The organism is Vreelandella lionensis (assembly GCF_002087295.1).
Lineage (GTDB): Bacteria > Pseudomonadota > Gammaproteobacteria > Pseudomonadales > Halomonadaceae > Vreelandella > Vreelandella lionensis.
Map to the genome: position 1 here is coordinate 81,279 of NZ_MWVI01000076.1, position 23,957 is coordinate 105,235.

The 23,957-nt window shown below is 55.1% G+C and carries 21 protein-coding genes and 5 pseudogenes; 14 read left to right on the forward strand and 12 right to left on the reverse strand.

The features are described 5' to 3' along the window. Positions 1-216 precede the first annotated feature (216 nt). Together B4967_RS11255 and B4967_RS11260 are read left to right on the forward strand one after the other, a co-directional pair. Positions 217-885, forward strand: a complete 669-nt coding sequence (locus B4967_RS11255; RefSeq protein WP_207953618.1) for a DUF5343 domain-containing protein — start codon at positions 217-219, stop codon at positions 883-885. Between the two features lie 54 nt (positions 886-939). After that, complete coding sequence (locus B4967_RS11260) at positions 940-1,452, forward strand: hypothetical protein (protein WP_207953619.1); 513 nt, start codon at positions 940-942, stop codon at positions 1,450-1,452. 154 nt (positions 1,453-1,606) lie between these two features. Here B4967_RS11260 and B4967_RS18060 read toward each other — a convergent pair whose 3' ends face one another. After that, entirely contained in the window at positions 1,607-1,969 is a 363-nt protein-coding gene (locus tag B4967_RS18060) for a hypothetical protein (protein ID WP_161491503.1), read from the reverse strand. A 34-nt stretch (positions 1,970-2,003) separates the two neighbouring features. Between B4967_RS18060 and B4967_RS11265 the strand changes: the two genes are divergently transcribed. After that, positions 2,004-3,035: a restriction endonuclease gene (locus B4967_RS11265; RefSeq protein WP_083025261.1), complete on the forward strand. Its 1,032-nt coding sequence runs from the start codon at positions 2,004-2,006 to the stop codon at positions 3,033-3,035. Positions 3,036-3,279: 244 nt separating this feature from the next. Next, positions 3,280-4,241: pseudogene (locus tag B4967_RS11270) on the forward strand (ribonuclease Z). Positions 4,242-4,282: 41 nt separating this feature from the next. On the opposite strand, the gene B4967_RS11275 reads toward B4967_RS11270, so the two are convergent. Continuing rightward, on the reverse strand, positions 4,283-4,699 hold the full coding sequence (locus B4967_RS11275; protein ID WP_083025263.1) for a hypothetical protein: 417 nt from the start codon (positions 4,697-4,699) through the stop codon (positions 4,283-4,285). A gap of 98 nt (positions 4,700-4,797) precedes the next feature. Between B4967_RS11275 and B4967_RS11280 the strand changes: the two genes are divergently transcribed. Then, entirely contained in the window at positions 4,798-5,451 is a 654-nt protein-coding gene (locus tag B4967_RS11280; protein ID WP_083025264.1) for a DsbA family oxidoreductase, read from the forward strand. A gap of 80 nt (positions 5,452-5,531) precedes the next feature. After that, a pseudogene (locus tag B4967_RS11285) lies at positions 5,532-6,219 on the forward strand (aspartate/glutamate racemase family protein). 71 nt (positions 6,220-6,290) lie between these two features. On the opposite strand, the gene B4967_RS11290 reads toward B4967_RS11285, so the two are convergent. Both B4967_RS11290 and B4967_RS19490 read right to left on the reverse strand, forming a co-directional pair. Next, entirely contained in the window at positions 6,291-7,241 is a 951-nt protein-coding gene (locus B4967_RS11290; RefSeq protein WP_243470529.1) for an E22 family MetX-like putative esterase, read from the reverse strand. Further along, positions 7,210-7,488, reverse strand: a complete 279-nt coding sequence (locus B4967_RS19490; RefSeq protein WP_243470530.1) for a hypothetical protein — start codon at positions 7,486-7,488, stop codon at positions 7,210-7,212. The genes B4967_RS11290 and B4967_RS19490 overlap by 32 nt, the downstream gene beginning before the upstream one ends. Positions 7,489-7,688: 200 nt before the next feature. Between B4967_RS19490 and B4967_RS11295 the strand changes: the two genes are divergently transcribed. Continuing rightward, positions 7,689-8,897 carry a PcfJ domain-containing protein gene (locus B4967_RS11295; RefSeq protein WP_083025266.1) on the forward strand — a complete coding sequence of 403 codons (1,209 nt, stop codon included), beginning with the start codon at positions 7,689-7,691 and terminating at the stop codon, positions 8,895-8,897. Positions 8,898-9,357: 460 nt separating this feature from the next. Here B4967_RS11295 and B4967_RS11300 read toward each other — a convergent pair whose 3' ends face one another. Then, a complete protein-coding gene (locus B4967_RS11300) occupies positions 9,358-9,999 on the reverse strand; it encodes a PD-(D/E)XK nuclease family protein (protein ID WP_083025267.1) in 642 nt (213 codons plus the stop codon). Positions 10,000-10,162: 163 nt separating this feature from the next. Continuing rightward, positions 10,163-11,334: pseudogene (locus B4967_RS11305) on the reverse strand (UbiH/UbiF/VisC/COQ6 family ubiquinone biosynthesis hydroxylase). Between the two features lie 96 nt (positions 11,335-11,430). Here B4967_RS11305 and B4967_RS11310 point away from each other — a divergent pair. After that, positions 11,431-12,298: pseudogene (locus B4967_RS11310) on the forward strand (NAD-dependent protein deacetylase). On the opposite strand, the gene B4967_RS20385 reads toward B4967_RS11310, so the two are convergent. After that, on the reverse strand, positions 12,295-12,570 hold the full coding sequence (locus B4967_RS20385; protein WP_340638752.1) for a DNA-3-methyladenine glycosylase: 276 nt from the start codon (positions 12,568-12,570) through the stop codon (positions 12,295-12,297). The pseudogene B4967_RS11310 and the gene B4967_RS20385 overlap by 4 nt on opposite strands. Next, positions 12,533-12,949, reverse strand: coding sequence for a DNA-3-methyladenine glycosylase (locus tag B4967_RS20390; RefSeq protein WP_279384698.1), 417 nt, complete (start codon positions 12,947-12,949; stop codon positions 12,533-12,535). The genes B4967_RS20385 and B4967_RS20390 overlap by 38 nt, the downstream gene beginning before the upstream one ends. Before the next feature lie 70 nt (positions 12,950-13,019). Between B4967_RS20390 and B4967_RS11320 the strand changes: the two genes are divergently transcribed. The 4 genes from B4967_RS11320 to B4967_RS11335 all read left to right on the forward strand — a co-directional run bounded on the left by B4967_RS11320 (position 13,020) and on the right by B4967_RS11335 (position 16,811). Further along, positions 13,020-14,498, forward strand: a complete 1,479-nt coding sequence (locus tag B4967_RS11320) for a protein adenylyltransferase SelO (protein ID WP_083025268.1) — start codon at positions 13,020-13,022, stop codon at positions 14,496-14,498. Between the two features lie 63 nt (positions 14,499-14,561). Further along, positions 14,562-15,608, forward strand: coding sequence for a DNA polymerase IV (gene dinB, locus B4967_RS11325; RefSeq protein ID WP_083025269.1), 1,047 nt, complete (start codon positions 14,562-14,564; stop codon positions 15,606-15,608). A gap of 104 nt (positions 15,609-15,712) precedes the next feature. After that, positions 15,713-16,519, forward strand: coding sequence for an alpha/beta fold hydrolase (locus B4967_RS11330; RefSeq protein ID WP_083025270.1), 807 nt, complete (start codon positions 15,713-15,715; stop codon positions 16,517-16,519). Between the two features lie 28 nt (positions 16,520-16,547). Next, the gene (locus B4967_RS11335; protein ID WP_139794473.1) at positions 16,548-16,811 is read left to right on the forward strand and encodes a YkoF family thiamine/hydroxymethylpyrimidine-binding protein; all 264 of its coding nucleotides are present in this window, start codon (positions 16,548-16,550) and stop codon (positions 16,809-16,811) included. A gap of 35 nt (positions 16,812-16,846) precedes the next feature. On the opposite strand, the gene mapR is transcribed toward B4967_RS11335, so the two are convergent. Continuing rightward, positions 16,847-18,256: a GntR family transcriptional regulator MpaR gene (gene mapR / locus B4967_RS11340; protein WP_083025271.1), complete on the reverse strand. Its 1,410-nt coding sequence runs from the start codon at positions 18,254-18,256 to the stop codon at positions 16,847-16,849. Positions 18,257-18,462: 206 nt separating this feature from the next. Between mapR and ccoG the strand changes: the two genes are divergently transcribed. Both ccoG and B4967_RS11350 read left to right on the forward strand, forming a co-directional pair. Further along, on the forward strand, positions 18,463-19,893 hold the full coding sequence (gene ccoG, locus B4967_RS11345) for a cytochrome c oxidase accessory protein CcoG (RefSeq protein WP_083025272.1): 1,431 nt from the start codon (positions 18,463-18,465) through the stop codon (positions 19,891-19,893). A gap of 70 nt (positions 19,894-19,963) precedes the next feature. Continuing rightward, on the forward strand, positions 19,964-20,611 hold the full coding sequence (locus B4967_RS11350) for a hypothetical protein (protein WP_083025273.1): 648 nt from the start codon (positions 19,964-19,966) through the stop codon (positions 20,609-20,611). Positions 20,612-20,677: 66 nt separating this feature from the next. Here B4967_RS11350 and gabT read toward each other — a convergent pair. From gabT to B4967_RS11365, 3 genes and pseudogenes are all read right to left on the reverse strand, one after another. After that, positions 20,678-21,954 (reverse strand): annotated as a pseudogene (gabT, locus tag B4967_RS11355) (4-aminobutyrate--2-oxoglutarate transaminase). A 56-nt stretch (positions 21,955-22,010) separates the two neighbouring features. Next, positions 22,011-22,949, reverse strand: a complete 939-nt coding sequence (locus tag B4967_RS11360) for a sensor domain-containing diguanylate cyclase (RefSeq protein ID WP_083025274.1) — start codon at positions 22,947-22,949, stop codon at positions 22,011-22,013. Continuing rightward, on the reverse strand, positions 22,950-23,744 hold the full coding sequence (locus B4967_RS11365; RefSeq protein WP_083025275.1) for an EAL domain-containing protein: 795 nt from the start codon (positions 23,742-23,744) through the stop codon (positions 22,950-22,952). It lies immediately after the preceding gene. Positions 23,745-23,957: the final 213 nt, after the last annotated feature.

The following is a 23,957-nucleotide window of genomic DNA, read 5'->3' on the forward strand; positions in this document are numbered from 1 at the left end:
CGGCATTATTATGCAGTGCAAAGCGAGCCACACACGACTTTGGGATATGCCACCTATTTTTTCTTTGCTTACTGGCGAATCAGTGGATAAAGTCAAATGATCTGGCTACATAACCTCAATGAATGAGCGGACACATTTATTGAGGATATATAGCTTTTCGTATAATCACTGTTAGGCTCAGTTCAGATATATTTTAATAACTAGGAGAAAAATAATATGGCAAATGGAGATGCATCGTTTCCAAAGATAGCTGGTAGTAGCTGGTGGAAACTTAGAGATCTGTTCAAAAGGAAAGTGCCAGCTATAGTCACTCCTACTTATTTGGCAACGGCTCTCTCCATGGGAGAAGCGTCGGCGAGATCAAACCTGATTGGGCCCTTTAAGAAAATTGGAATAATTGATGAAGATGGTAAGCCTACCGATCGGGCATACGACTGGAGAGATGATCATAAATACAAGACCGTATGTGAAGCCCTGATAGAAGAATATTATCCACAGGAATTAAAGGACTTATTTCATTCAGCTGATTCAGACCTGCAACAGGTGACAAATTGGTTTATGAGTCATGCACGATGTGGTGAGCCAGCAGCAAAAATGTTTGCCCGTTTCTACATCCTGTTATTGAAGGCTGACCCAAAAGAAGCCGATGTGGCTGTAGCGAAGAAAGAAGGCACAAAAAAGTCATCACCGAAAGATAATAAAAAACAAGCAAAAGTGACCGAAAAGCCGGAACTTGAGTTTGTCGAAGAAAATCCTGCCACCCAACCTCCTACGGTTCCAGCTCATACTCAAAATCAAACTGTTCCAACAGTTCTGAACAATACTCCAGAACATCATATTAACGTACATCTTACATATCGCCCGAGTCATCCGCAGAGCAGATAGACAAAATATTTGAAAGTATGGCGAAGCATTTAAAGGATTTTAATAAGTAATACTATGATTTCATCCAATGATATCAAAAGTCTAATCACAGCTATCGAAAAAGACTGTGAAGATACATTATTACCCCCAGAGGGAGGGTTGGAGGCTATAGGTCAGCCAGTCATACCATTCACACTTATCAGAGGAACCCGAGGGTACTTGGAGCGTATTACTCACCAAATAAATGGAACATACACAAATGGTTGGTACGACTCTTGTGCAGTGATGATAAGAAGACTAGTAGAAACACTAATTATTGAATCATTTGAATATAAAAATATAGCTCAGAATATCAAGAATCAAGCCGGTGATTTTTTTTATCTCTCTGACCTAATTTCTAAAACGCTATCTGAGTCGTCATGGAACCTAAGTCGGAATGCGCGGCAGGCACTTCCAAAATTAAAAGATATTGGTGATAAATCAGCGCATAGTCGAAGATTCAATGCGGTCAGAAACGACATTGATAAAATAAATCCAGAAATCAGAGTTGTGGTTCAAGAGTTAGTCTATTTAGCGGGGTTAAAGTGAAAAGCCTAAAAAGAAAAGTAGCCGGGAAAATTGGGAGCGTCAGCGAGTAATTTTCCTCTGTTGCGGGCACTATGTTTCTATCGGAGAGTCAAGAAGATGATCAAAGAAGCTTTCCAGTATCAGTGAATTAAAAGCGGCAATGACCGTCTGATGCTCACGAGATAGTCACACATAACGATGCTCTGGTTAAAAAGCTAAAGGCTGTAAAGCTGGCAAAATCCTGGGGGCCTGCAGCGGTAGGAGGGATTATCGCCGCAATTCCTCTGGTGGTTACATCTGGCCCAGTTGGCGCGGGAGCAGTCGCAGCATTTGCACCGTCGGCTGGTGTAGCAACATCAACAATCGTGGCTTTGATAGTGGCGGGTGGGGGATCGATTGCTATTAGCCTGTTCTCCGACTGGGAGTATGTCGAAATCGGAATCGACGGAATAAAAATGAAGCGTAAGAAAACATAACAACCGCAGGCATGGCGACGTCTTTTACGCTGCGGTTTCGCATCCATTTCAAAGCCGCGCATGCTGCGGTCGTCATGTGTTAAGGATACATAGAGAATGAGAGAGTTTTTTGAGTTTGAAGCTTTGGTAAAAGATATTTTCCGTCATCAGGGATTTAAAATTGATGATGAGAATAGGATGTACCGAACTGATAGAGGTATGGAGGAATTAGATTTCTCAGCAATCCTTCAAAACAAAAGGTATGTGGTAGAAGTTAAGTTTTATCGTCAAAGCTCTCAAAACACATCTCTTCTCAAAAAATCAACCAAACAACTTCTCAGGTTAATGGATATAATTGATATACCTAATGGAATATTGGTTGTCTCTAGCAATGTTAGACCTGAGTATATTGAAGAGTTAGAGAAGTTGGGGATTGTAGTTATCTCCAGATCTGATTTGTTTAATATGGCGTTAGGGTCAATAGAACTATCTGAAAAGCTATCATCCTTACTTGAAGATGATGGCGAGTCTTCTTCGAAAGAAAATAAGCTGAACAAAATTAAGTCCTCAGAACCGATTGATAGGCCAAAATCAGAGGGGTTTATTGGTTTTGTTTCGAGTAAGCTATGTTTATGCACAGAATTAAAAAGTATACCCGGTGGCAAGAAAGGGTGGTCAGATTATGAGAAGAAATGCACCGAAATATTAAAATACCTATTCGATTTGGATCTAACCGGCTGGCAAAATCAGCAACGCACTGATGATGGGATTAATAGATTTGACCTTGTTACTAGAATAAGAACAGTTTCAGATTTTTGGATGTTTATATGCAATGAGTTGGACAGTAGATACGTGGTGTTTGAGTTCAAGAATTATAAGCTCAAGATAAGCCAGGGACAGGTATTAACTACTGAAAAATATCTACATAAAAGGGCCCTTCGATCAGTAGCTTTTATAATTTCAAGAAAAGGGATTAGCGATAATGCATTGAAGTTTTCTCAAGGCGCTATGAGAGAGCATGGTAAATTAATAATTAATCTGACAGATGAAGATCTATGTAATATGCTCGACATGAAAGAGAAGGGAGATGATCCCAATGACTATATGTTTGAAAAGGTCGACTCATTTTTAATGTCATTACCCCGATGAACATCGTACATAACAAACCAAGACTGTCGGACGTTTCGAGCCGCATCTTGGGGCATTATGGGTTAAGTGCTAAACGTTATAATCGTAAGCTGCATCCGCCAAGCTTGCAGTATGCACATAATCTTCAATTGCATTAATGTACGCCGGATGTTCATTGTAAAAGCACTACTGTTTAAGTTTAAATAACTTACAATCCGGTGCCTTAGTCCTAAAGCGAGTGAATAAGCGAGATCATGATCAATCTATGAACTTATTGTTTCTTGGAACCTCCGCCGGAGTACCAACAAAAAGCAGAAATGTCTCCGGCGTCGCTTTACGCGAGAGCAAGGGAAAGGGCTGGTACCTAATCGATTGCGGTGAGGGCACCCAGCATCAGGTTTTGCATACGAAACTGTCGTTCCATTCACTGAAAGCCATCTTGATTACCCACGTGCACGGCGACCACTGTTATGGGCTGCCGGGCATACTGGCGAGTGCGGGAATGGGCGGCCGGAAAACGCCGCTGACCATTGTGGCCCCTGCCGGTATCCAAACTTGGTTGGAAGCGACGTGTGAGGTGACGCAGCTCAGCTTGCCTTTCGCGCTGGAATTCATCTGCTCGGACGAACTGCCCAGCGTTGAGTTTGAGAACATGGCGGTGGAGACGTTTGCGCTTTCCCATCGCGTGCCGTGCTATGCCTATGCGTTCACCGAGCGCAATGTGGATGCTGCTCTGGATGTGGACAAATGGATCAGCAAGGCATTCCCAGAGGGCCGTTGTGGGGGCAGCTGAAGCAGGGTAGGGATGTGGCGTTTGAAGGCAAGCCGCTGCGCAGCCGGGATTATCTGCTATTCAAACACGCCCCTAGAAAAGTGGTGATTGCCGGCGACAACGACCAGCCTGAGCTGTTGGCGCAGGCGTGCGCCGGGGCGCAGGTGTTGGTGCACGAAGCCACCTACACCGAAGAGATGGCAGAGAAGGCCGGTGAGGTAGGGCATAGCTACGGCAAGCAGGTGGCGGCGTTTGCCGAGCGGGTCACGCTGCCCAATCTAGTGCTAACCCACTTCAGCCCTCGTTATCCGCTTATCTCCCATACTTCTCCCTCCATTGAGGATATCCGTAAAGAGGCGCAAAGCGTCTATTCAGGCGCGCTCTACTTGGCGCGGGATTTTAGCGAATACAGCTTGGATAAGCCGGGCCAGTTGACTGAACTGTCGTACGAATAGCCGATGTCACCGTGCCACTTCTTGATAGCCCAACGGGTAGATCAGTCGCGGCAATAGCCTTCACCTGTTTTAACTATTAGGCAGTCTTCCTTTTCCAATAGCCATGTCATACCGGTGGCGTCGCCATCGCCAGCTCGGAGCAAGTGTTGGCCGTCCTCGCGGTTGAAGCGGATGCCCTCGACGGTTGCTTGGCCTTCGAAGGTGCCGCGTTGATCAGCATCCAGGCCATACTGCATTTCAAGTAGATAGTGGCCGGGGCCTGCAGGTTCGTTTTTGCTGATGTCCAGAAATAATCCTTCTACGCCTGTCCATCGGCCAATCCATTGGTCGGCTAGCTGATGGTGGGGCTGGAGTTGCTCGGTTGCCGTATCCGGAGCAGGCGCGCTAGATGAAGCGGTGTTGCTGCTGCACCCGCTTATTAGCAACACGGTGATGAGTGCTATCGCTGCTTTATCCATGGCGATCTCCTTATCAGTACTGCCGTTACTCACTATATACACGTACCATGCTTTTTTAGTTTGATCGAATTTTGGTATATGTCGAAGAGGTAAGCGAAATGCAAAAGGTAAGAATCGACCTAGTATCTGATGTGGCCTGCCCGTGGTGCGCCATCGGCTACCGGCGCTTGGAGCAAGCGTTAGAGACACTCAAGGGCGAGATCGACGTTGAGTTGGTCTGGCAGCCTTTTGAGCTAAACCGCGATATGCCGCCTGAAGGCGAGCCGATTCTGGAGCACTTGCGCCGCAAGTACGGCAAAGACGCGGCCACCATGGAGCAGTCCCAGCGCGAGATTATGGCCGCCGCTGAAGAGCTTGGGCTGAATTTCCGTGGCGCGCTGGAGCGCCGGGCGAACAATACCTTCGCTGCCCACCGCGTGCTGGCGTGGGCTGGAACCCAACATCAAGAGACGGCGCTTCAGTTGGCCTTGTTCGAGGCCTATTTTGGGGAAGGGAAAAACCCCGCCGACCCAGCGGTGCTGCGTGAGAAGGCCATTGAGGTTGGGCTGGACGGCGACACCGCCGAGGCCATCGCCCGCTCCGATCAGTACACGGAGGAAGTACGTGAAGCCGAGCAGCGCTTTATGGATGCGGGAGTAAACGCCGTTCCGGCATTTATTCTGGATGGTCGCTACCTGATTTCCGGTGCTCAGCCCGCCGACGTGCTGGTGGATGCGCTGCGTCAGGTGGCCGAAGAGAACGCTAATAGCTAATGTGTGAGAAGCCCTGCCTGAAGGTGGGGTAGCACTCTCAGCATATCCTTTTCCAAGCACCAACTTGTGAACGCGACTCTATGAAAACCATCGGCTTAATCGGCGGTATGGGCTGGGAATCCACGCAGACCTACTATCGCCTCATCAACCAGCATGTGCGTACGGCGTTGGGCGGGCTGCATTCGGCCAAGGTGGTGCTGTACCGCGTCGATTTTGCCGAGATAGAGACGCTGCAGCACCAGGGCAACTGGCAGGCCACCGCTGAGATACTGGCAGCAGCGGGCAAAGCGGTCGAGGCGGCAGGGGCCGATTTTCTGGTGCTGTGTACCAACACCATGCACAAGGTGGCCGAGCCGCTGGAAGCGGCGGTCTCCATTCCGCTGCTTCATATCGCCGATGCCTCGGCCCAGGTGCTGCAACAGCAGGGCATTACCTGCGTGAGTTTGCTAGGTACGCGGTTTACCATGGAGCAGGCGGTTTTATATCGAGCGCCTTCAGAGCCATGGCATCGAGGTGGTGGTGCCCACTGAGCCACAGCGCGAGCGCGTGCACTCGGTGATTTACCAAGAGCTGTGCTTGGGCGTGGTAAAAGCAGATGCCAAAGCTGACTACCTAAATATCGTTGCTTCGCTGGCTGAGCGCGGCGCGCAGGGCGTGATTTTAGGCTGTACTGAGATTGGCCTGTTGATTCAGCAAGCGGATACGAGCGTGCCGCTGTTCGATACCACTGAGATCCACGCGGAGCAGGCGGTTCAGCGGGCGTTGTGACGTGGTTAGTCAGACTAGTCCGTAACGCGATTGCCAAGCGCTGGCTCCCAAAGCAGCCAGCGCTTTCTCCCTTACTGTAAAAATTCCCGCAACGTTTCGCTGGCTTGCTCGATGGAAACGACGCCATCCAGGTGGCCTCGGTTGCCTTCCAGCGTTTCCAAGGTTACCTCGGTGCCGTCTGCTTCAATCAGCTCGGCGGTGCGGCGCACGCCTTCGGGGGCGAAGACCAGGTCGTTCTCGCTATACAGCATCAGCGTGGGGGCTTCGATGGCGGCTAGGCCTGCTTCTAAGGAGTCGCCGTGGCCTGCCATAAAGGCTTGATTGGCGCGCACTAGGTAGAGCAGGTGGTTGGCATCGGAGAGCTTCGCCCGTGCGCCGGCGATGTCATCCAGGGTTTGCTCGATGGCGTAGCGGGCGTTGATATCCTGGGCGGGGTCGCGGGTTTCATCGGCCCAGTCGCGGTTGAAGGCTTCGTTGGCCCACTGCCAGTGGTTGGCATTGAGCGTGACCAGTTTCAGCGCCTCTTTTAGCCCCTCGGTGGGCGGCTCTCCGTCGTAGTAGTCGCCTTCGTTCCAGTTAGCATCCAGGCGAATCGGCGCTGCCCAGGCGCTGAGCGTGGCGAGCAGCCATGGGTCGGCCACACCGCCACCAATCACGGGAATCAACCGCTCAACGCGTTCAGGGTAAGCGCTGGCCCACTCAATGGCTTGCAGGGCTCCCATGGAAGCGCCCATCACCGCATGCAGCGATTCAATGCCCTGGCTCTCCAGCAGAGCACGCTGCACCTCGACAAAATCACGGATGGTCACGACGGGGAAATCCATGCCCCAGGGCTCGCCGGTATCGGGGTTGATGGTAGCGGGGCCGGTAGTAGTGACGTTAGGGTCATTCGCCCCTAGGTTGACCAGCGTATCGGAGGAGATGATGTAGTACTCATCCGTATCCAGCGGCTTGCCGGGGCCAATAATGGCATCCCAATAGCCAGTGGGCTCACCATCGGCGTTGTAGCGGCCTGGCCGCATGGCTAGTGCCGGAGAAGAAGTGGGTAATCAAAATAGCGTTATCGCGGGCTTCGTTAAGCTCGCCGTAGGCTTCCCAGCCTACCGTCACGTTAGGGATTGTCTCGCCGCCCTGAGTGGTAAAACTCTCCATCTCGAACGTCTGCTTCTCGACCACGCCATCCCAAGCCCATAAGGGCGTGGCCAACAGCAGGCCAAGGCTGGTGAACGAGGCGACCGTCACTAGCGCGAATGGTTGCTTGCGTCGCATGCGCTTTCCTTTTTTGAGGGGTTATTGTGATTGTTTTTAGGGCTGTTGATGGCAGCCACTCCCTCAGCATAGACAGCGTTAGAGGATTTTGAACGGATTTAGCCCATTGGCCTGCTGCATTAGTAGGTAGCAACGGTTAGCATTTCAATTCTTAAGAAGAACTAGTGGGTAATAATGCTTACCGCCGGAGACACTGTCATATGCAGCTTTGCGCCGCCCTGATGAAGCAGCTATTTGCTCGAGCCAAGCGTCAAAATAATAAGAGTGCTTCCCTACAAACTAAACACGGCGGTGAGAGTTCTGGCTGGTGGTCATTAGATCTTTCTGGGCAACTTGGGTATCCGCTAGTGCTTGAGATTCAAGGCTGGTATGGCAGCCAGCCCTTTTCTTGGAGAAGCGTTAGCGACGGCGCTGTTGTTGCGGAAAGCCGCTTTCTCCAGTCGCCTGGTCTTCCTTTGGATATTTTATGCACTCAGAATAATACCCTTGAGCAGGGGGCCCCTTCCGAGCTTGTAGCGTTGGGCGATCACGCCCCTTTTATGCGTTATGCTGTCTACCAAGCCTGTGCCTGCTTACCTTCTGCCAAACAATTAGCCGAAGACTCCCCGTTGCTGCTGGTTCTCACGCTTGATTGGGCACAGAGGTTAAATATTGAACAAGCTGAATTGGCAGTTTGGCTGTCCGACAAGCGTGCTAGGCTGTTGGAAATAATTGGCTTACCGGGTTCTGCTTCTCTTGCTAGGCTGTTACGCCGTATTCCATTAACGTCAATCGCAAGCTGGCAGTTGGACGCTTTGCGGAAATGCTTGCAACAGCCCGACGCCCTGGGGCTACTGCGGCATCTCACCCATCCTAACCTTAACCATGTGTGGTTCCTGAACCGCTTCCCCGCTTCTTGGCCAAAGCTGCTGGAGATGATTGAGCAGAATGCATCGTTGCATACAATCGTCTGGCTACAGCGCATGGTGGAAGACATCCAACGCCTCGCGCCTAACGGCACCCAGCTCTACCGTGTAAGCGATATCCAGGCGTTGCAGCAACTGCATGATGCTTTAGTGGAGCGTTTTAATGCCTTAAGCCGAGGGAAGCGTGCTGCTGTGCTGACTCTGAAGTATGGGGATTACCCTGAAGCGCCCATACCCAGCCATACCGATATCGTTGCGCTGGAGAGTTGGGATGCCCTGCTGGCTGAAGGCACCCAAATGCATCACTGTATAGGCAGTTATGCGGCACAAATCGCTGCCCGCCAAGTATTCGTTTACCACATGCAATCGCCTGAGGTACTAACCATTGCGCTTGCCCCGCAAGGCGGTAAATGGGGGCTGCAAGAAGCACGTGGTTATTGCAATGCGCTGCCTAGCGAAGCGTCATTAGAGGCAATACAGCGATGGTTGTCAGCTGGCTCTTAGGCTTGCTCTGCGGGAAGCGTTGCTGTCTGAAAAGCGTGTTCATCCACCCATGCCGCCAAATCACCCAGTGCCTTCATAGCACCTGCCTTGGTGTATTCATAGGGCCAGGCACTTAACACTAACCAGCGGCCCTTGGCTTCGTACCAAGTATCATGACCATTGCCATCTTTGTATCCACCATCTCTGTACCAAGTGCAGTCCGGTTGTTTGGTGATAGGCGTTACTCTCAGAAATGACTGTTCAATTTCTTGCAGCCAAGGGCCACTGCTTTTCTGATTTTCCAGATATGCTCGAATCTCGAAACCGATACTTTCATCGCCTTCCGATTCCGATGAAGGGTAATAAACAAGGCATATTTGAGAGGCACCAGCCTTACTCCAAGCGCTTGGAAAAAAACGCCATACTCTCGTCTGCTCATTCCAAATATCCGGTTTATTCTTGGTGTTGATATCGGTGACCGCTATCTGTAACGCAGCAGCGATGTGGCTTTTTCCTTCCGCATCAACTCTTGGTCGAGTTGTTCCAGGCGCTGAGATGCTTCGTATAAGTCATGAAAATGCTTTAACGAAAACTCTAGTTCCTTTTTCGTCATGGTCTTCTCTTCCGTGGGCTGGGCAATAGAGGTGATGTGCTGCAGCAATTCCTGATAAAAGATTTGCCATTTCGTCTGATCAGAGGGCGCTACATCTTGCCCATACAGCGCATAAGCCGAAGCTAATAGTTCTGAGTAGGATAGCGTCGGCCAGCCTGCCTCTTTAGCGGGAACCCAAACGCTTTCCTTGGAGTCATCCGGGCATAAAACGCATCGGTAAGCTTTAACCGCATAGCTGTTCAGCAAGCTGTCGTAGGCATCAAACGGGTTATGCTCTGCTGAAGCCCATACTTTATGCTCGATACCCACGACGAAGTCGTTTCCCGACACCACTAGATCCAAGCGCTTCGTCGATGCGCTTTCGGCGCTCCAACTCCCTGCTTCTCGCTCAGTGGTAACTGCTTCCCAGTCGACTTGCTGTAGGTGTTCGTCATCGAAGTGGCCTTTACGCACGAGTGCGTGTAGCAACGCCTTGGCTAACCAGCGGGGCGCACCGGGGTAGCCGCCCATGAAGAAAGGCCATTAAGTCTGATAAACGGTTTTCATGCTGACCAGGGCCTGCAACGGAGAACAAATTGGGGGTAGGGGGTTCCGGCTTGGGCAGTAGTGCCAACTTCTCGAAAAACCGCTCCAACGCTGCCAAATTAGCTGATTCTGAAGACATCAAGTACCCCTAAAACATTCTGAACGGATTCAACCCATTGGCCTGCTGCATCATCATACGCTTGGCAAACGGCACTCGCTCGGCCAAATGCAGGCTGAGATCGCCCAGTTGGCGCAGCGGTTTTGCGCCGGTGAACAGGTGGTGGAAGCTGTCGGTGGCCGCGATCATCGCTTGGTTGGCGAGGCGGCGCTGGCATTCGAAGCGGTGCAGGCTGATGTGGTCGCCGGGGTCGCGGCCTTTGATGATCAGCTCGGCCAGGGTGTCGGCGTCGTGTAGGCCGATGTTCAACCCTTGCCCGGCCAGCGGGTGCACTACGTGGGCGCATCGCCAATCAGCGCGAGGCGTTTGCCGATGTAGCGCTTGGCGTGCTGGCGCTTAATGGGGAAGCTGGCCCTCGCCACAATACGGGTGAGCTTGCCCAGGCGTTGGGGGAAGGTGGTTTCGATGGCGTGCTGGAGCGCGTTGTCGGAGAGCTGTTCGCGGGCTTTGGTGGCTTCATTGCTGTCGTACCACACCAGCGAGGCGCGCTGGCCGGGCAGCGGCAGCATGGCAATCGGCCCTTTAGGGGTAAAACACTGCCAGCTAACGTCCTGCTGGGGCAGCTCGGTCTCGACGTTAATGATCATCGCCCGCTGGTGGTAGTCGTGGCTGGTCACGCCAATGCCCGCCAGCTCGCGCAGCGTAGAGCGCGCGCCGTCGGCCCCCACAATCAGCCGGGCACTTAGGGTTTTGCCGTTATCCAGCTCTAGCATGCGGGCGGTGGTGGCCGCCATGGTGCTCAGCGGGGCACACTGGGTGTAGCAGGTCACGCTGGGCAGCTCTTCCAGGCGTTGCCACAGGGCGTACTGCAAAGCGCGGTTTTCGATAAAAATACCGAAGTCGTTCATGCCGCTCTCTTCGGCGGAGAACACGGAGTGGCCGGTGCCATCCTGATTCGCCACATCAATATGCCGGAACGGGCAGCAGCGCTCGCCGGGCAGTATCGCGCCGCTGGCTTTCACAAACGCGAGTGACCGGGCGTTGAGCGATGAAATACGCAGGTCGTAGTCGCCGCTGGCGGGTTTCGGGGCGCTGCCGCGCTCGACGAGCCCCACGGAAATGCCCGCCTGGCCGAGCCTTGCCGCCAGGGCCGCGCCCACCATGCCGCCACCGACAATAATAATCTCGTGATCCCACTGCATGAGAGGCTCCTTACTCCGCTATCGAGGGCACATTGCATGTGCTTATATTGTCATACAGTATCGTTGACTTGTCGCAGTATTGCCTAGGGTGATCCATTGACGCAGGCCGTGGAAAGTACAGAAAAACGCGAGAGCAGCCAGGTGGCCGGGGAAGCGCTGGCCGCTTTCATCAAACGCCACCCCAAACTCTGGGTGATTACCGGGGCGGGGGTGAGTACCGACAGCGGGATTCCCGATTACCGCGATGCCGATGGCCAGTGGAAGCGCCCGCCGCCGGTGCAGCACGGTGATTTTATGAGCTCCTTCGCCGTACGCCAGCGCTACTGGGCGCGGGCGCTGGTGGGCTTTAAAGCCATGCGCGAAGCCCAGGTGAGCGGGGCGCATCGGGTGCTGGCAGAGCTTGAGGCCATGGGGCATGTGGAGTTGCTGGTCACGCAAAACGTGGATCGCTTGCACCAGCGGGCGGGCTCAAAAAAGGTGATTGATCTTCACGGCAGGGCGGGACGTGGTGGCCTGTATGGCGTGCGGCTATCAAATGATGCGCCACGCCATGCACAGTGAAATGGCGCGCATGAACCCTGCCTTTGCCGCGCTGGATGCCCGCCACGCGCCGGATGGCGATGCGGATCTGGAAACCGATTTCTCCACCTTTAAAGTATTGGACTGCCCCCGCTGCCGAGGCATCCTCAAACCGCAGGTGGTCTACTACGGCGATGTGGTGCCCCCGGCGCGTCGGTTGGCGGCCCAAGCGGCGCTGCAGCAAGCTGATGCGGTGCTGGCAGTGGGGACGTCGTTGATGGTCTATTCCGGCTACCGCTTCTGCCGCGATGCCCACGCTATGGGCCTGCCCGTGGCATCGCTCTCGCTGGGTGTGACTCGCGCCGATGAGTTTTTGACTCACCAATGGCGCGCGCCGCTAACGCCGGTACTGGAACAGGCGGTGGCGTGCTTGAAGAGCGCTTAACGCGCTTTCGACACCCCCGGGTTGCCCTCGCTCCATAACCGCCAGGGGGCGTCGCGGTCGGCGGGTTGGGCGTAATCGATGCCTACCCGTGGGCCGCTGGCAATCGCGCTGGGCGGCTCGCCAGAGGTAATCCACAGCCCGTTCGCTTGATCGCCGTTCTGCGTCATATCGTGGCCGTAGAGGGCGTTATCGATACGTAGCGCACGGGTAAGTTTGCCGGGGCCGTTGCTTAGATTACGCCCCGCAACGCTGCGCCCATGCGCGCATGGCAGGCTCGCCGATCACCGGCTCTACCGCTCGAATCAATACCGCGCAGGGGTTGCCTTCCGGCTGGGTCACCACGTTCAGCAGCCAGTGCATGCCGTACACCAAATAGACGTAGGCGTGGCCGGGCGGGCCAAACATCGCCTCGGTGCGTGGCGTTCTGCGCCGGTGGGCATGGCAGGCGGAATCCTCTGAGCCTCGGTAGGCCTCGGTTTCCACAATGCGCGCGGCCATTAGCTCACCATCGAGCTGGCGCACTAGCCAGCAGCCCAGCAGGTCTCGGGCGACTTCCAACGTATCGCGGTTGTAGAAGGCCTGGGGCAGGGGCGTGAGCGCCTCTTGCTCTATCGGTAACTTAACAGGGGTTAACGTGTCTCTCTGCGGCATGCTATCGCCAATTACTTGAGTAAGCTGCTAGGGTATTCTGCAGGCCTTTAATTGAAAAGCGGAGTTGCCCGTGCTGACCTTTGAACACCAGTTTGCCACGCTGCCAGAGCCCCTATGGGTGGCCTGCCAGCCTACGCCCGTGGCACAGCCCAGCCTGATCGCGTTTAACGATGCCCTGGCCGCGCAGCTAGGTATGCAAACCCGGCCCGACGACGCCACGCTGGCCCAGTGGTTCAGCGGTAACCAGCTGCCGCCGGGTGCCGAGCCTAAAGCGCTGGGCTACGCCGGGCACCAGTTCGGCAACTTCGTGCCGCAGCTAGGCGATGGCCGCGCGCTGCTGTTAGGCGAAGTGGTGGATCAGCAAGGAATACGCCGTGATGTGCAGCTAAAAGGCAGCGGCCGCACGCCGTTCTCTCGCGGTGGCGATGGCCGCTCTCCTCTGGGCCGGGTGCTGCGGGAATATCTGGTGAGTGAATTTATGGCCGCCGTGGGCGTGCCCACCACTCGCGCCTTGGCTGCCGTTGCCACCGGTGAGCGCGTGGTGCGTCAAATGGCCGAGCCGGGGGCCGTGCCGACCCGCGTGGCCAGCAGCCATATTCGCGTGGGCACGTTCCAGTTTGCCGCCGTTCGCCGCGATGAAAGCGCGCTAAAAGCGCTGGCCGACCATGTGATTACCCGCCACTACCCAGAAGCGGCCAACGCTGAAGACCCGTACCTTGCGCTGTTAGAAGCCGTTACCGCCCGCCAAGCGGCGCTGGTGGCGCGTTGGATGAGCTTGGGCTTTATTCACGGCGTGATGAACACCGACAACTGCAGCATTGCCGGTGAAACCATCGATTACGGTCCCTGCGCGTTTATGGAACAGTTCGACCCGCAGAAGGTGTACAGCTCCATTGACCAGGGCAGGCGCTATGCTTTCAACAATCAGCCGGGCATTGCTCAATGGAACCTGGCCCGCTTTGCCGAAACCTTGCTGCCGCTCATGCGGGAAGAGGGCGATGCCGTGGTAGAGCAAGCCCCCGAGGTGCTGCGCGGCTTTACCCAGCGCTTTAGCGCCGAACAGCGCCGCCTGCACGCTAATAAGCTAGGCCTCGCTCCAGAAAGCGATCACGCCGCGCCGCTGATGGAAGCGCTGGAAATCCAGATGCATCAAGGCCGCATGGATATGACCGCGACGTTCGACGCGCTAACGCACTATGCGCAAGCGCTGAGAAAGAACTCGTCAGCCCATTCCCAAAAAGAGGCGCTGCTAGCGCTGACCACTCAGCCCGATGGCCTGACCGCTTGGCTGGCTGAGTGGGAAAACGCCCAGCAAGCGAGCCAGCAGCGTGAGCGCCTGGAGGCCATGCGCCGCGCCAACCCGGTGGTGATTCCCCGCAACCACCGCATCCAAGAGGTCATCGATGCGGCGGTAGAAGGCGATGTCGAGCCCTTCCACACGCTGCTCGCGGCGGTCACACAGCCCTTTGATGAATCCGAAGAAGCGCGCCGCTTGGCCGCCCCGGCCACGGAAAGCGAGCAGGTGTTGCGCACCTTTTGTGGTACGTGAATGCTGCACACCCTGTGATAAACTGTGCTTTTTTACAGGTAAGGGTGGAGGCAAGGTCGGCCTGTGCGCAAAATTATCCACTGCGACTGTGACTGCTTCTATGCGGCGGTAGAGATGCGCGATAACCCCGCGTTAACCGATAACCCCATTGCCATTGGCGGCTGTGTGGAGCAGCGCGGGGTGGGCGCCACATGCAACTATCCGGCGCGTAAGTTCGGCATCCACTCCGCCATGCCCATGGCTCAGGCGCTCAAACGCTGCCCCCACCTCACGGTGATTCGTGGCGATATGGCGAAGTACAAAGATGTTGCCCGCAAAGTATTTGCTATCTACGGGGATGTCACCGAACTGATCGAGCCGCTCTCGCTGGATGAAGCATTTCTGGATGTCTCGGAGGTCACGCTCCACCACGGCAGCGCCACCCGTATGGCCGAAGCCATCCGCCATCGGGTGAAGCAGGAAGTGGGCATTACCGTCTCGGCGGGCGTGGCACGCAACAAGTTTCTCGCCAAGATTGCTAGTGACTGGCGCAAGCCCGATGGGCTGTTTGTCATTACGCCAGACGATATCGACGCCTTTGTGCAGCAGCTTCCGGTGAAAAAAATCCACGGGGTAGGGCCGCGCACCGCCGAAAAGCTGGCGGAGTTGGGCATTCAGACCGGCGCGGACCTGCGCGCCCGGCCGCTTACCGAGCTGGTAGAGCGCTTTGGCCGCTTTGGCCATCGGCTGCATGAACTCAGCCACGGGCGCGATGAGCGCCCGGTTAAAACCCACCGCGAGCGCAAGTCGATCAGCACCGAGCTAACCTACTCCCAAGACCTACCCACCCTGGAAGCCTGCCGCCGCCAGCTCCCCGAGCTGATTAGCGATTTAGAGCGCCGCTACGCCCGCCTAGACCCGGCACCCGCCGTGCGCGGAGTAATGGTGAAGATCAAATTCAACGACTTCACACAAACCACCGTCGAACACGCCGACCCCGCACCCAACTTGGAACAGTTCGAAACCTTGCTGAACGTGGGGTGGGCAAGGGGCGAGCGCCCCGTGCGTCTGTTGGGGGTGGGCTACCGCTTGGCGGAAGAGACCGCTGCCCAGCAGCTCTCGCTGTTTTAATTAGCCTGTTAACCCTTGGGTGGATTGACGGGTTTCAGTGCTCGCGTTAAAACAGACGTATGATAGATAGCGCTTCTTCCCGTTAGCCTAACTGCGAGCCTGCCATGCCTGCCGATGCCACCCAACGCCCCCGCTTAGTGTTTGCCCATGCCAACGGCTTTCCCGGTTTGAGCTACCGCAGCCTGTTAGACCCGCTGGCAGATTCGTTTGATTTACACCCGCTAGATAGGCTAGGCCACCACCCGGATTACCCGGTGAATCACAACTGGGGCAACTTGGTAGAGGAGCTGCTTAGCTACCTCCCCGATACTGACGCGCCGTTGCTGGGCGTGGGGCATTCGCTGGGCGGCACGCTGATGGCCATGGCTGCGGATAAGCAGCCGGAGCGTTTTTGTGGCGTGATTATGCTAGACCCGCCGCTGATGCTGGGGCCAGATGCCTGGGCCATGAAAGCGGCCAAGCGTTTTGGGCTGATGGATCGCATTACGCCGGCGGGTAAAACCAAAGGGCGGCGCAGCGTGTGGCCCAGTCGGGAGGCGATGGCGAACTCGTTACGGCGGCGTGGTTTGTTTCGTGGCTTTACCCCTGAGGCGCTCAACGACTACATTGAAGCAGGCACGCGGCTTTTAGATGACGGTAGCGCCGAGCTGACCTTTGACCCGCGCATCGCGCTGGAGATTTTCCGCCACCTGCCGGATCACCTTTCCAACTTGCCGCAGCGCGTAGGCGTACCCATTCAACTGGTGGCGGGGCAGCAGTCGCACTTGATGACGCCTTCACGGCTCAAGCGCATCGCTCGTCGCGGGCTGCCGGTGAGTATGGTGCCCGGCACACACATGTTCCCGATGGAGCACCCGGAAGAGACGCGCACGGCGATACTGGCCGCGTGGCAGCAGTTTCAAACAGCGTAGCCTTAGAGGCGATGCAGCCATAGAGGCGATGAAGGAGACGATATGTACCTTTCCGTCCAAGCTGAGCTACTACCCGCTGGCCGATGATTTCAAGCCAGTAGTCAAAGAGGTGGTCAAACGTTTAGAGGCCACCGGGCTGGAAGTTCACCCCAAGCGAATGAGCACCCAGGTATTTGGCGAGTTCGATGAGGTGATGGCGGCACTGAGCGAGGTGATGAAGTGGTCGTTCGAAACCCACGGCAAAGCCGTGTTTACGGCTAACTTTTTAGAAGGTGACCGGCGGCCTCGGTAAATAACGCCATCGCGCGTGTGATGTGCTTTATCGCGCTAAAAAAGGCTCAATAATGTGCCCAGCGTTTCCATCCCCCGTTCGCTGCGCTGGGTCCAGGGGTGGCCATAGCTTAAGCGAATGCAGTGGCGAAACTGTTGGGTCGCGGAGAAAATGGGGCCTGGCGCGAGGCTAACGCCATGGTCGAGCGCTGTGCGAAATAGCTGCAGCGAATCCACGTGTTCGGGAAACTCCACCCAAAGGAAATAACCGCCCGCAGGGCGCGTAATGCGCGTATGCGCTGGGAAGTAGCGATCTGCCGCCGCCAGCATACTGGTTTGTTGGGCTTCTAAGGCATGGCGCAGCTTGCGCAAATGGCGGTCGTAGCCTCCGTGTTGTAAGTAGTCAGCAATGGCGGCCTGGGCGGGTATTGAGGGGGAAATGGTGGTCATTAGTTTTAGCCGCGAGATCTCTTGGGCATAACGGCCGCCCGCTACCCAGCCCACCCGATAGCCGGGTGCCAAGCACTTCGAGAAAGAGCTGCAGTGAATCACCAAGCCCTCATCATCAAAGGCCTTAACGGGAGCGGGCGGCGTTCTGCCAAAATAGAGCTCGGCATACACGTCATCCTCTAGCATGGGCACTTGGTGCTGCTTTAATAACTGGTAAAGCACCTGTTTGCGCTCGTTGCTTAGGCTGGCGCCGATGGGGTTCTGCAGGTGGCTCATAAACCAGCAGGCTTTGATGGGCAGCGTCGCTAATCGCTTTGCCAGCACGTCTAGGTCAACCCCTTCCCGCGGGTGAACCGGAATTTCCACCGCGCGCAGTTTGAGCCGCTCCAACACTTGTAGGCTGGCATAAAAAGCAGGTGACTCAACCGCGACCAGATCCCCTGGCTGAGTCACGCACTGTAGGGCTAGATTGAGCGCCTCCATTGCGCCATTGGTAATCACCAGTTCGTCCATCGGCAACTGAATGCCACCCAGCATGTAGCGCAGAGCAATCTGCCGACACAGGTCGGTATGTCCGGTGGTCATAGCGGCCACCACCTGTTGGGGCGAAAGCGCCCGCAAGCCACGTGTCATGCTGATACTCAAGCGAGAGAGTGGAAACAGCTCTGGGCTAGGGAAAGCCGAGCCAAAGGGCACCGTTTGATCATCCTGCAGTGAGTCCAGCACCGAGAACACCAGCTCGCTGACCTGCACTTCCGCTGGGTCGGCGGGTTGTAGCGTGACGCGGGGTTCGTTGATCAAGCGCCGTGCGTGTTCACGAACAAAGTAGCCCGAGCGCGCCCGAGCGCTGATAAGCCCCTGGTTTTCCAGTAAGTAGTACGCCTGAAACACTGTCGAGGGGCTAATGCCGTGATGGCGGCTCGCTTGGCGCACTGACGGAATGCGCTCGCCTGGGCCCAGTACGCCTTGGCGAATCAGCGTGGCTATTTCATCGGCAAACTGTTCATAGCGTTTCATGGCATAAACTCGCTGGTGCTTGGCGCGGGTGCTTAGTGGGATCAACAGAATCGATACTCTCAATCAAAAGCATATCAAAACTGATACGGCTTTTTTCTCTAAAACTGCATCTGTTTTAGTGGTTGGCTGGGTGAGCATAGTAGCGGTTCATTCGGTGACGCCCCTCGACCGTATAGATCGCCACTCCCTCTTTTCTGGATATCGGTATGACGCAACGCATTCCACTGCAAGACCTAACCAGCGATGCAGCCGTTGAACACCATTCGCCTCAGGCGAAAACTACGGGTCGCTCGCCATCCACGTCTGGGCATATCTATGTGCGAGAGATACAGGGCTTTTTTCAGCGCATAAGGCGTTATTCCAACTGGCTGCTGATAGCGCTCTATGTGGGCTTGCCATGGCTTCAGTGGGGGGACCGCCCCATGGTGTGGTTTGACCTCTCTGCCCAGGAGTTTCATCTCTTTGCTGCGACGTTTTATCCCCAAGACTTTATTCTACTGACCTGGATTTTGGTGCTGTGCGCGTTTGGTCTGTTTTTGATCACAGTGGCGGCGGGGCGAGGGTGGTGTGGCTATAGCTGCCCCCAAAGCGTATGGACGTTTCTGTTTATTTGGTTTGAGCACCGCCTGGACGGGCCAAGGCACCCGCGGATACGTCGCGACAACGCATCTAACACGCTGGGGTCGTTATGGCGAAAAGGCGCTAAACATACCGCTTGGCTACTGATTGCGTTGGTAACGGGCGTCACCTTCGTGGGATATTTTACGCCGGTGGGTGGGCTCGTAAGGGATCTATTCAGCTTAGAGGCGCACCCTTGGGCGCTTTTTTGGATCGGTTTTTTTACTCTGTTTACCTACCTGAACGCTGGCTGGTTGCGCCATCAGGTGTGCCTGCACATGTGCCCCTATGCACGCTTTCAGTCGGCCATGTTTGATAGCCATACGCTGATTGTTTCTTACGATCCCGCCCGTTGTGAGCCCCGTCGTGGTCATCGCAAAGAGGTCGCGGAAGCGGCTGCTGGGGACTGTATTGATTGCGAACTGTGCGTTCAGGTGTGCCCCACGGGGATCGATATTCGTGATGGCCTGCAGTATGAGTGTATTGGCTGCGCGGCGTGTATCGATGCCTGCGATAGCGTGATGGCGCGTATCGATAAGCCGCTGGGCCTGATTCGCTACACCACCGAGCGCGCGCTAGAGGGCAAACCTACGCGGTTTTGGCGACCTCAGCTGTTGGCTTATACGGCGGCACTGCTTTCTATGGTGGTTTTGTTGATCGTTTTCTTGAACGCCCGAGTGCCTATTGATGTAGAGGTCGCCCGAGATCGTCAGGCGCTGTTTGAAAGCACGGCCGAGGGGCGCATTATCAACTACTACACCGTGACGCTGCGCAATCAAGATACGAAGGAGCACCAGTACGCGTTGTCCGCCACCGGCTTGCCCGGCCTGCGTTTACAAGGGGCTGACACATTCGTCTTGGCCGCTAATGAAACGAGGCAGTTACGCGTGGCGCTCAATGCTGATGCGTCAGCGCTGACCCAGCCGAGCCACCCGGTGGTGCTGCACATTGTTGCGTTAGATGAGCCTTCGATCTCCTCTAACATCGAAACGCGGTTTTTGGGATCGACCCGTCAGTAAGAGGGAGGCTAAGTGGGTGTGAGTGTGAGGCTAAGTAGATGTGAGGATAAGTAGGAATGAGGATAGATAAATGATAACCGTGCTAATTTTCTTGATGATATTCGTGGGCGTAACAGCCGCTTGGTACCAGATTTACCAAATGCACTTTAATATCAATACGCCTAACGTTGCGAAGCTTTCGGGTAATAAAAGTAGGCAGCTGGATACGCTCACAGCTGCTCAGGAAACGTCGTCGGATGAAGCCGATGCGTCACGCTTTGAAGAGGCAGCAACGCGCATCTTTGGGCGTGGATTTAACATAGACGCCCTTCGCATTGCGTTCTCTCAGGAGGGGCGAGAGGCCTATGGGCTGCCGCTTCTGCGCCGTCAGAGAAAACTCACTCGTCCTTCGTCGCATCAGGCAGGAGAGGGCGGTGTTCGCGTGCGTCATCTGCGGTTGTTCAAGACGCGCTTGCCGTCTATCAACGTCAGGAATGCGTTCATCCTGGCGGTGATCGCAAACTGTGGGTTGGTTCAGCTACTGGCGGCGATGAGTGTGTATACCATTCACTACTCAGTAGACGTGTCGGTCTTAGCGTGGGTTAACCAGCCGTTGATGATTCTATCGGCCATTTGGGGAGTGGTAATCCTGAATGCTCTGATATTTAGATGGGATGCTTACACGCATGATCTTTATCAGATCAGACAGTTGAACCAGCGAACGCCCCTATTCAACTGACAAAATATGATGCATAAAAACGACAACGCCGCCCCATGGGGCGGCGTTGTGGGTGGTGCAGAGCGCTTAGATCAGCGATTCCAGGCAGGATTCGATGATATCCAGGCCTTCGTTCAGCACGTCGTCTTCGATGGTGACCGGCATCAAAAAGCGAATGGTGTTGCCGTACATACCGCAGGACAGCAGGATCAGGCCCTCTTCGCGGGCTTTCTTGCACAGCGCTGCCGCCAATTCCGGGTTCGGCGTGCGGTCGGTTTTGTTGTTGACCAGCTCAAATGCTGCCATTTCGCCCATGTTGCGCACGTGGTCGATGCAATCAAACTTGCCTTGCCACTCGTTGAAGCGCGCGGCCAGTTTGTCGCCCAGCGCCTGGCTCTTCTCAAGGATATTTTCCTCTTCGAAGACTTCCATCACCGCCAGCGCGGCTGCGCAGGCGGTGGGGCTACCGGTGTAGGTGCCGCCCAGGGAGTTCGGGCCAGAGGCGTCCATCACTTTGTCGGTGCCCACGATGGCAGAGATCGGCATGCCGTCGGCCATACTCTTGGCCATGGTCATCATGTCCGGCTCGACGCCGCTGTGCTCAATGGCAAACATCTTGCCGGTACGGCCAAAGCCGGACTGCACTTCGTCGATGATCATCAGCATGCCGTGCTCATCGCAAATTTCGCGAATCTTCTTTAGGAAGCTGGTCGGCGCCGGGTAAAAACCGCCTTCACCCAATACTGGTTCAAGAATGATCGCCGCTGTGTCTTTCGGGTTGGCGTCAGTTTTCAGCGTCATTTTCAGGCCGCGAATCGCTTCGTCTTCGCTGACGCCGTGGTAAGGCACGGGGTAGGGCGCACGGAAGACGGTGCCCGGCATCGGGCCGAAATCGGTTTGGTAAGGGGCAACCTTGCCGTTCATCGCCATGGTGTAGAAAGTACGGCCGTGGTAGCCGCCATCGAAACAGATGACGTTAGAGCGACCGGTAGCGGCGCGGGCGATCTTCACCGCGTTTTCCAGCGCTTCAGCACCGGAATTCGCCAGCATGACTTTGGCGTGACCACGTACAGGGACGATGTGGCTCAGCTTCTCGGCGACTTTAACGTAGCCCTCGTAGGGCATAACCGTTTGGCAGGTGTGCATCACCTTATCCAACTGGGCTTTCACAGCGGCCACGACTTTGGGGTGACGATGCCCCACGTTCAAGACGCCGAGATACCGCCAGCGAAGTCGATAAAGCGGTTGCCGTCGGCGTCCCAGATCTCAGCGTTTTCGGCGCGGTCCGCAAAAGCGGTGGCGGGGCTTGCAGCGCCCGCCGCGACGTATTTCTGCTTTAGTTCGTTTAGCTCGGCATTGCTCATGACTCAGCTCCTTAAAGGATAGGGTGTAGCTCTAGCATAGTGCGCAATAGCGTTGATCACACTGATGACGATGCGATGACAATTCGATTGCGCCCTGCCTGTTTCGCCTGATACATCGCTTTATCCGCGCGATCAAGCATTCGAGTACTCGACGTTTCAATGTAACACGCGATGCCTGCTGAAAGCGTCACGGTTAGCTGATGCTGAGTGTAGGGCGTTTGCTCGACCTTTTGGCGGATGCGCTCCATGGCCGTATGCGCCGAGTCGGCATCTACCTCCGGCATAATGATCAAAAATTCTTCGCCCCCCAAGCGCACTTGGAAGTCGGTTTCCCGCAGCTGTTGATTGACCACTCGCGTCAGCTCTTGTAGCACGCTGTCACCAGTGCTGTGGCCGTAGGTATCGTTGATGCCCTTAAAGTCATCTAAATCAAACAGCACAATACTGAGCTGGTTACCGTAACGTCGGCAGCGCTCAAGCGCTTCATCCAGCTTGGCCAGCCCCTGGCGGCGGTTGAGAAGTCCAGTCAGCTCATCGTGGTGGGCTAGATACTCCAAGCGCTCGTTGGCCTGCTTTAAGCGCTCTTCAAGCCGTTTGCGGTCAGTGATATCAACAATAAAGGTGACCTTGCGAGAGGCACCGTCGTCACCTTCAATGCGGGCCGCTTCGGCTAAAATGGTGCGAGTTTCGCCGTTTTTACAGCGCACTTCCCACTCTTGGCGCAGCTCCCGGGTTTCATCACCTTGGATAAACTCATCATGCAGCTGGCGCATCTGGGGGCGATACGCTTCTGGCACTACCAGGGTAAAGTGTTGGCCAATCAGATCCTCTTCCTGATAGCCGTAGAATTGGCAGTAGGCAGGGTTGACCATCTCAAAATGCCCGTGAGGGTCGGTAATACAGATCCCCAAAGGCGCTGTCTTGATCACGTTTTCTGTATTGCGCTTGGAACGGTTTACCAGTTGGTAAAGATGATCTGTATTCATATCTGTCATTCAGCTCTCCGAGCTTAGTTGGGCTTCCTTGCGTAATGCTTCCAACAGTGGCGTTAATTCAGTGCCCAATGCGCCAATGGCGGGCTTGGCGTAGAAAAAGCCTTGCTGCCGGGTAATGCCCGCACGGGCAAGCCATAGGGCTTCGGCGCGAGTTTCTACCCCTTCGGCAATCAGCATCATGTCGAGTTCGGCGGCGAGCAGAATAATGGCATTTATCAGAGCTTGGCGGCGGGTGTCGTGGTCGCAGTTCATGACCAATTCTCGGTCGATTTTCAACTTATCGGGGGCGAGATCGGTGAGTAGATCCAGGTTAGCGTAGCCGTTACCAAAGTCGTCGAGGGCGGTTTTAAAGCCCATGGTACGGTAGGCGTCGATGATATTGCACAGGTGCTGTCGATCGCGAACCCGCTCGGTTTCGGTAATCTCAAAAATAAGCTTGTCCGTCGGCCAGCCCACCCGCTGAGAGACTTCGAGCGTCGCTTGAATGCACGCTTCCGGCTCGTAAACCGCATTGGGCAGGAAGTTGATCGACAGATCACTCTCCATGCCCAGTTCGCTGGCAAGCTCAATCGCTTTAACCCGGCAGGCTTGATCAAAACGGTAGAGCAGGTCGTCTGTGACTTGGGAAATCACACACCAGGCAGACTCGCCATTTACTCCCCTCACTAGCGCTTCATGGGTGACTACGCGGGCCTGCGCGACATCCACAATGGGTTGAAACGCCATCGTGAACTCAAAGGGGAGCTCTCCTTCACAGCGTTTACACGTCCCGTTCACCCGTGCGCAGTTACCCATAACGTCTCCTGAAGTGTTCGTTCGCTTGTTTGGCGGAGTTATATTGCACTGTTTAATGAAAAAGTGTGAGTACGTTAGTGTTTTCTAAACAAATTTCACGTTTGAAGGTAGTCGTAGTCTAGCGCTTTGGAGAATTTGTGTATAGGTTTTGTACAAAATGGGGCGCTGTTTAAGCAGGCTGTTTGCAGCATCAAGTAGGAAGGGGAGTCGCCT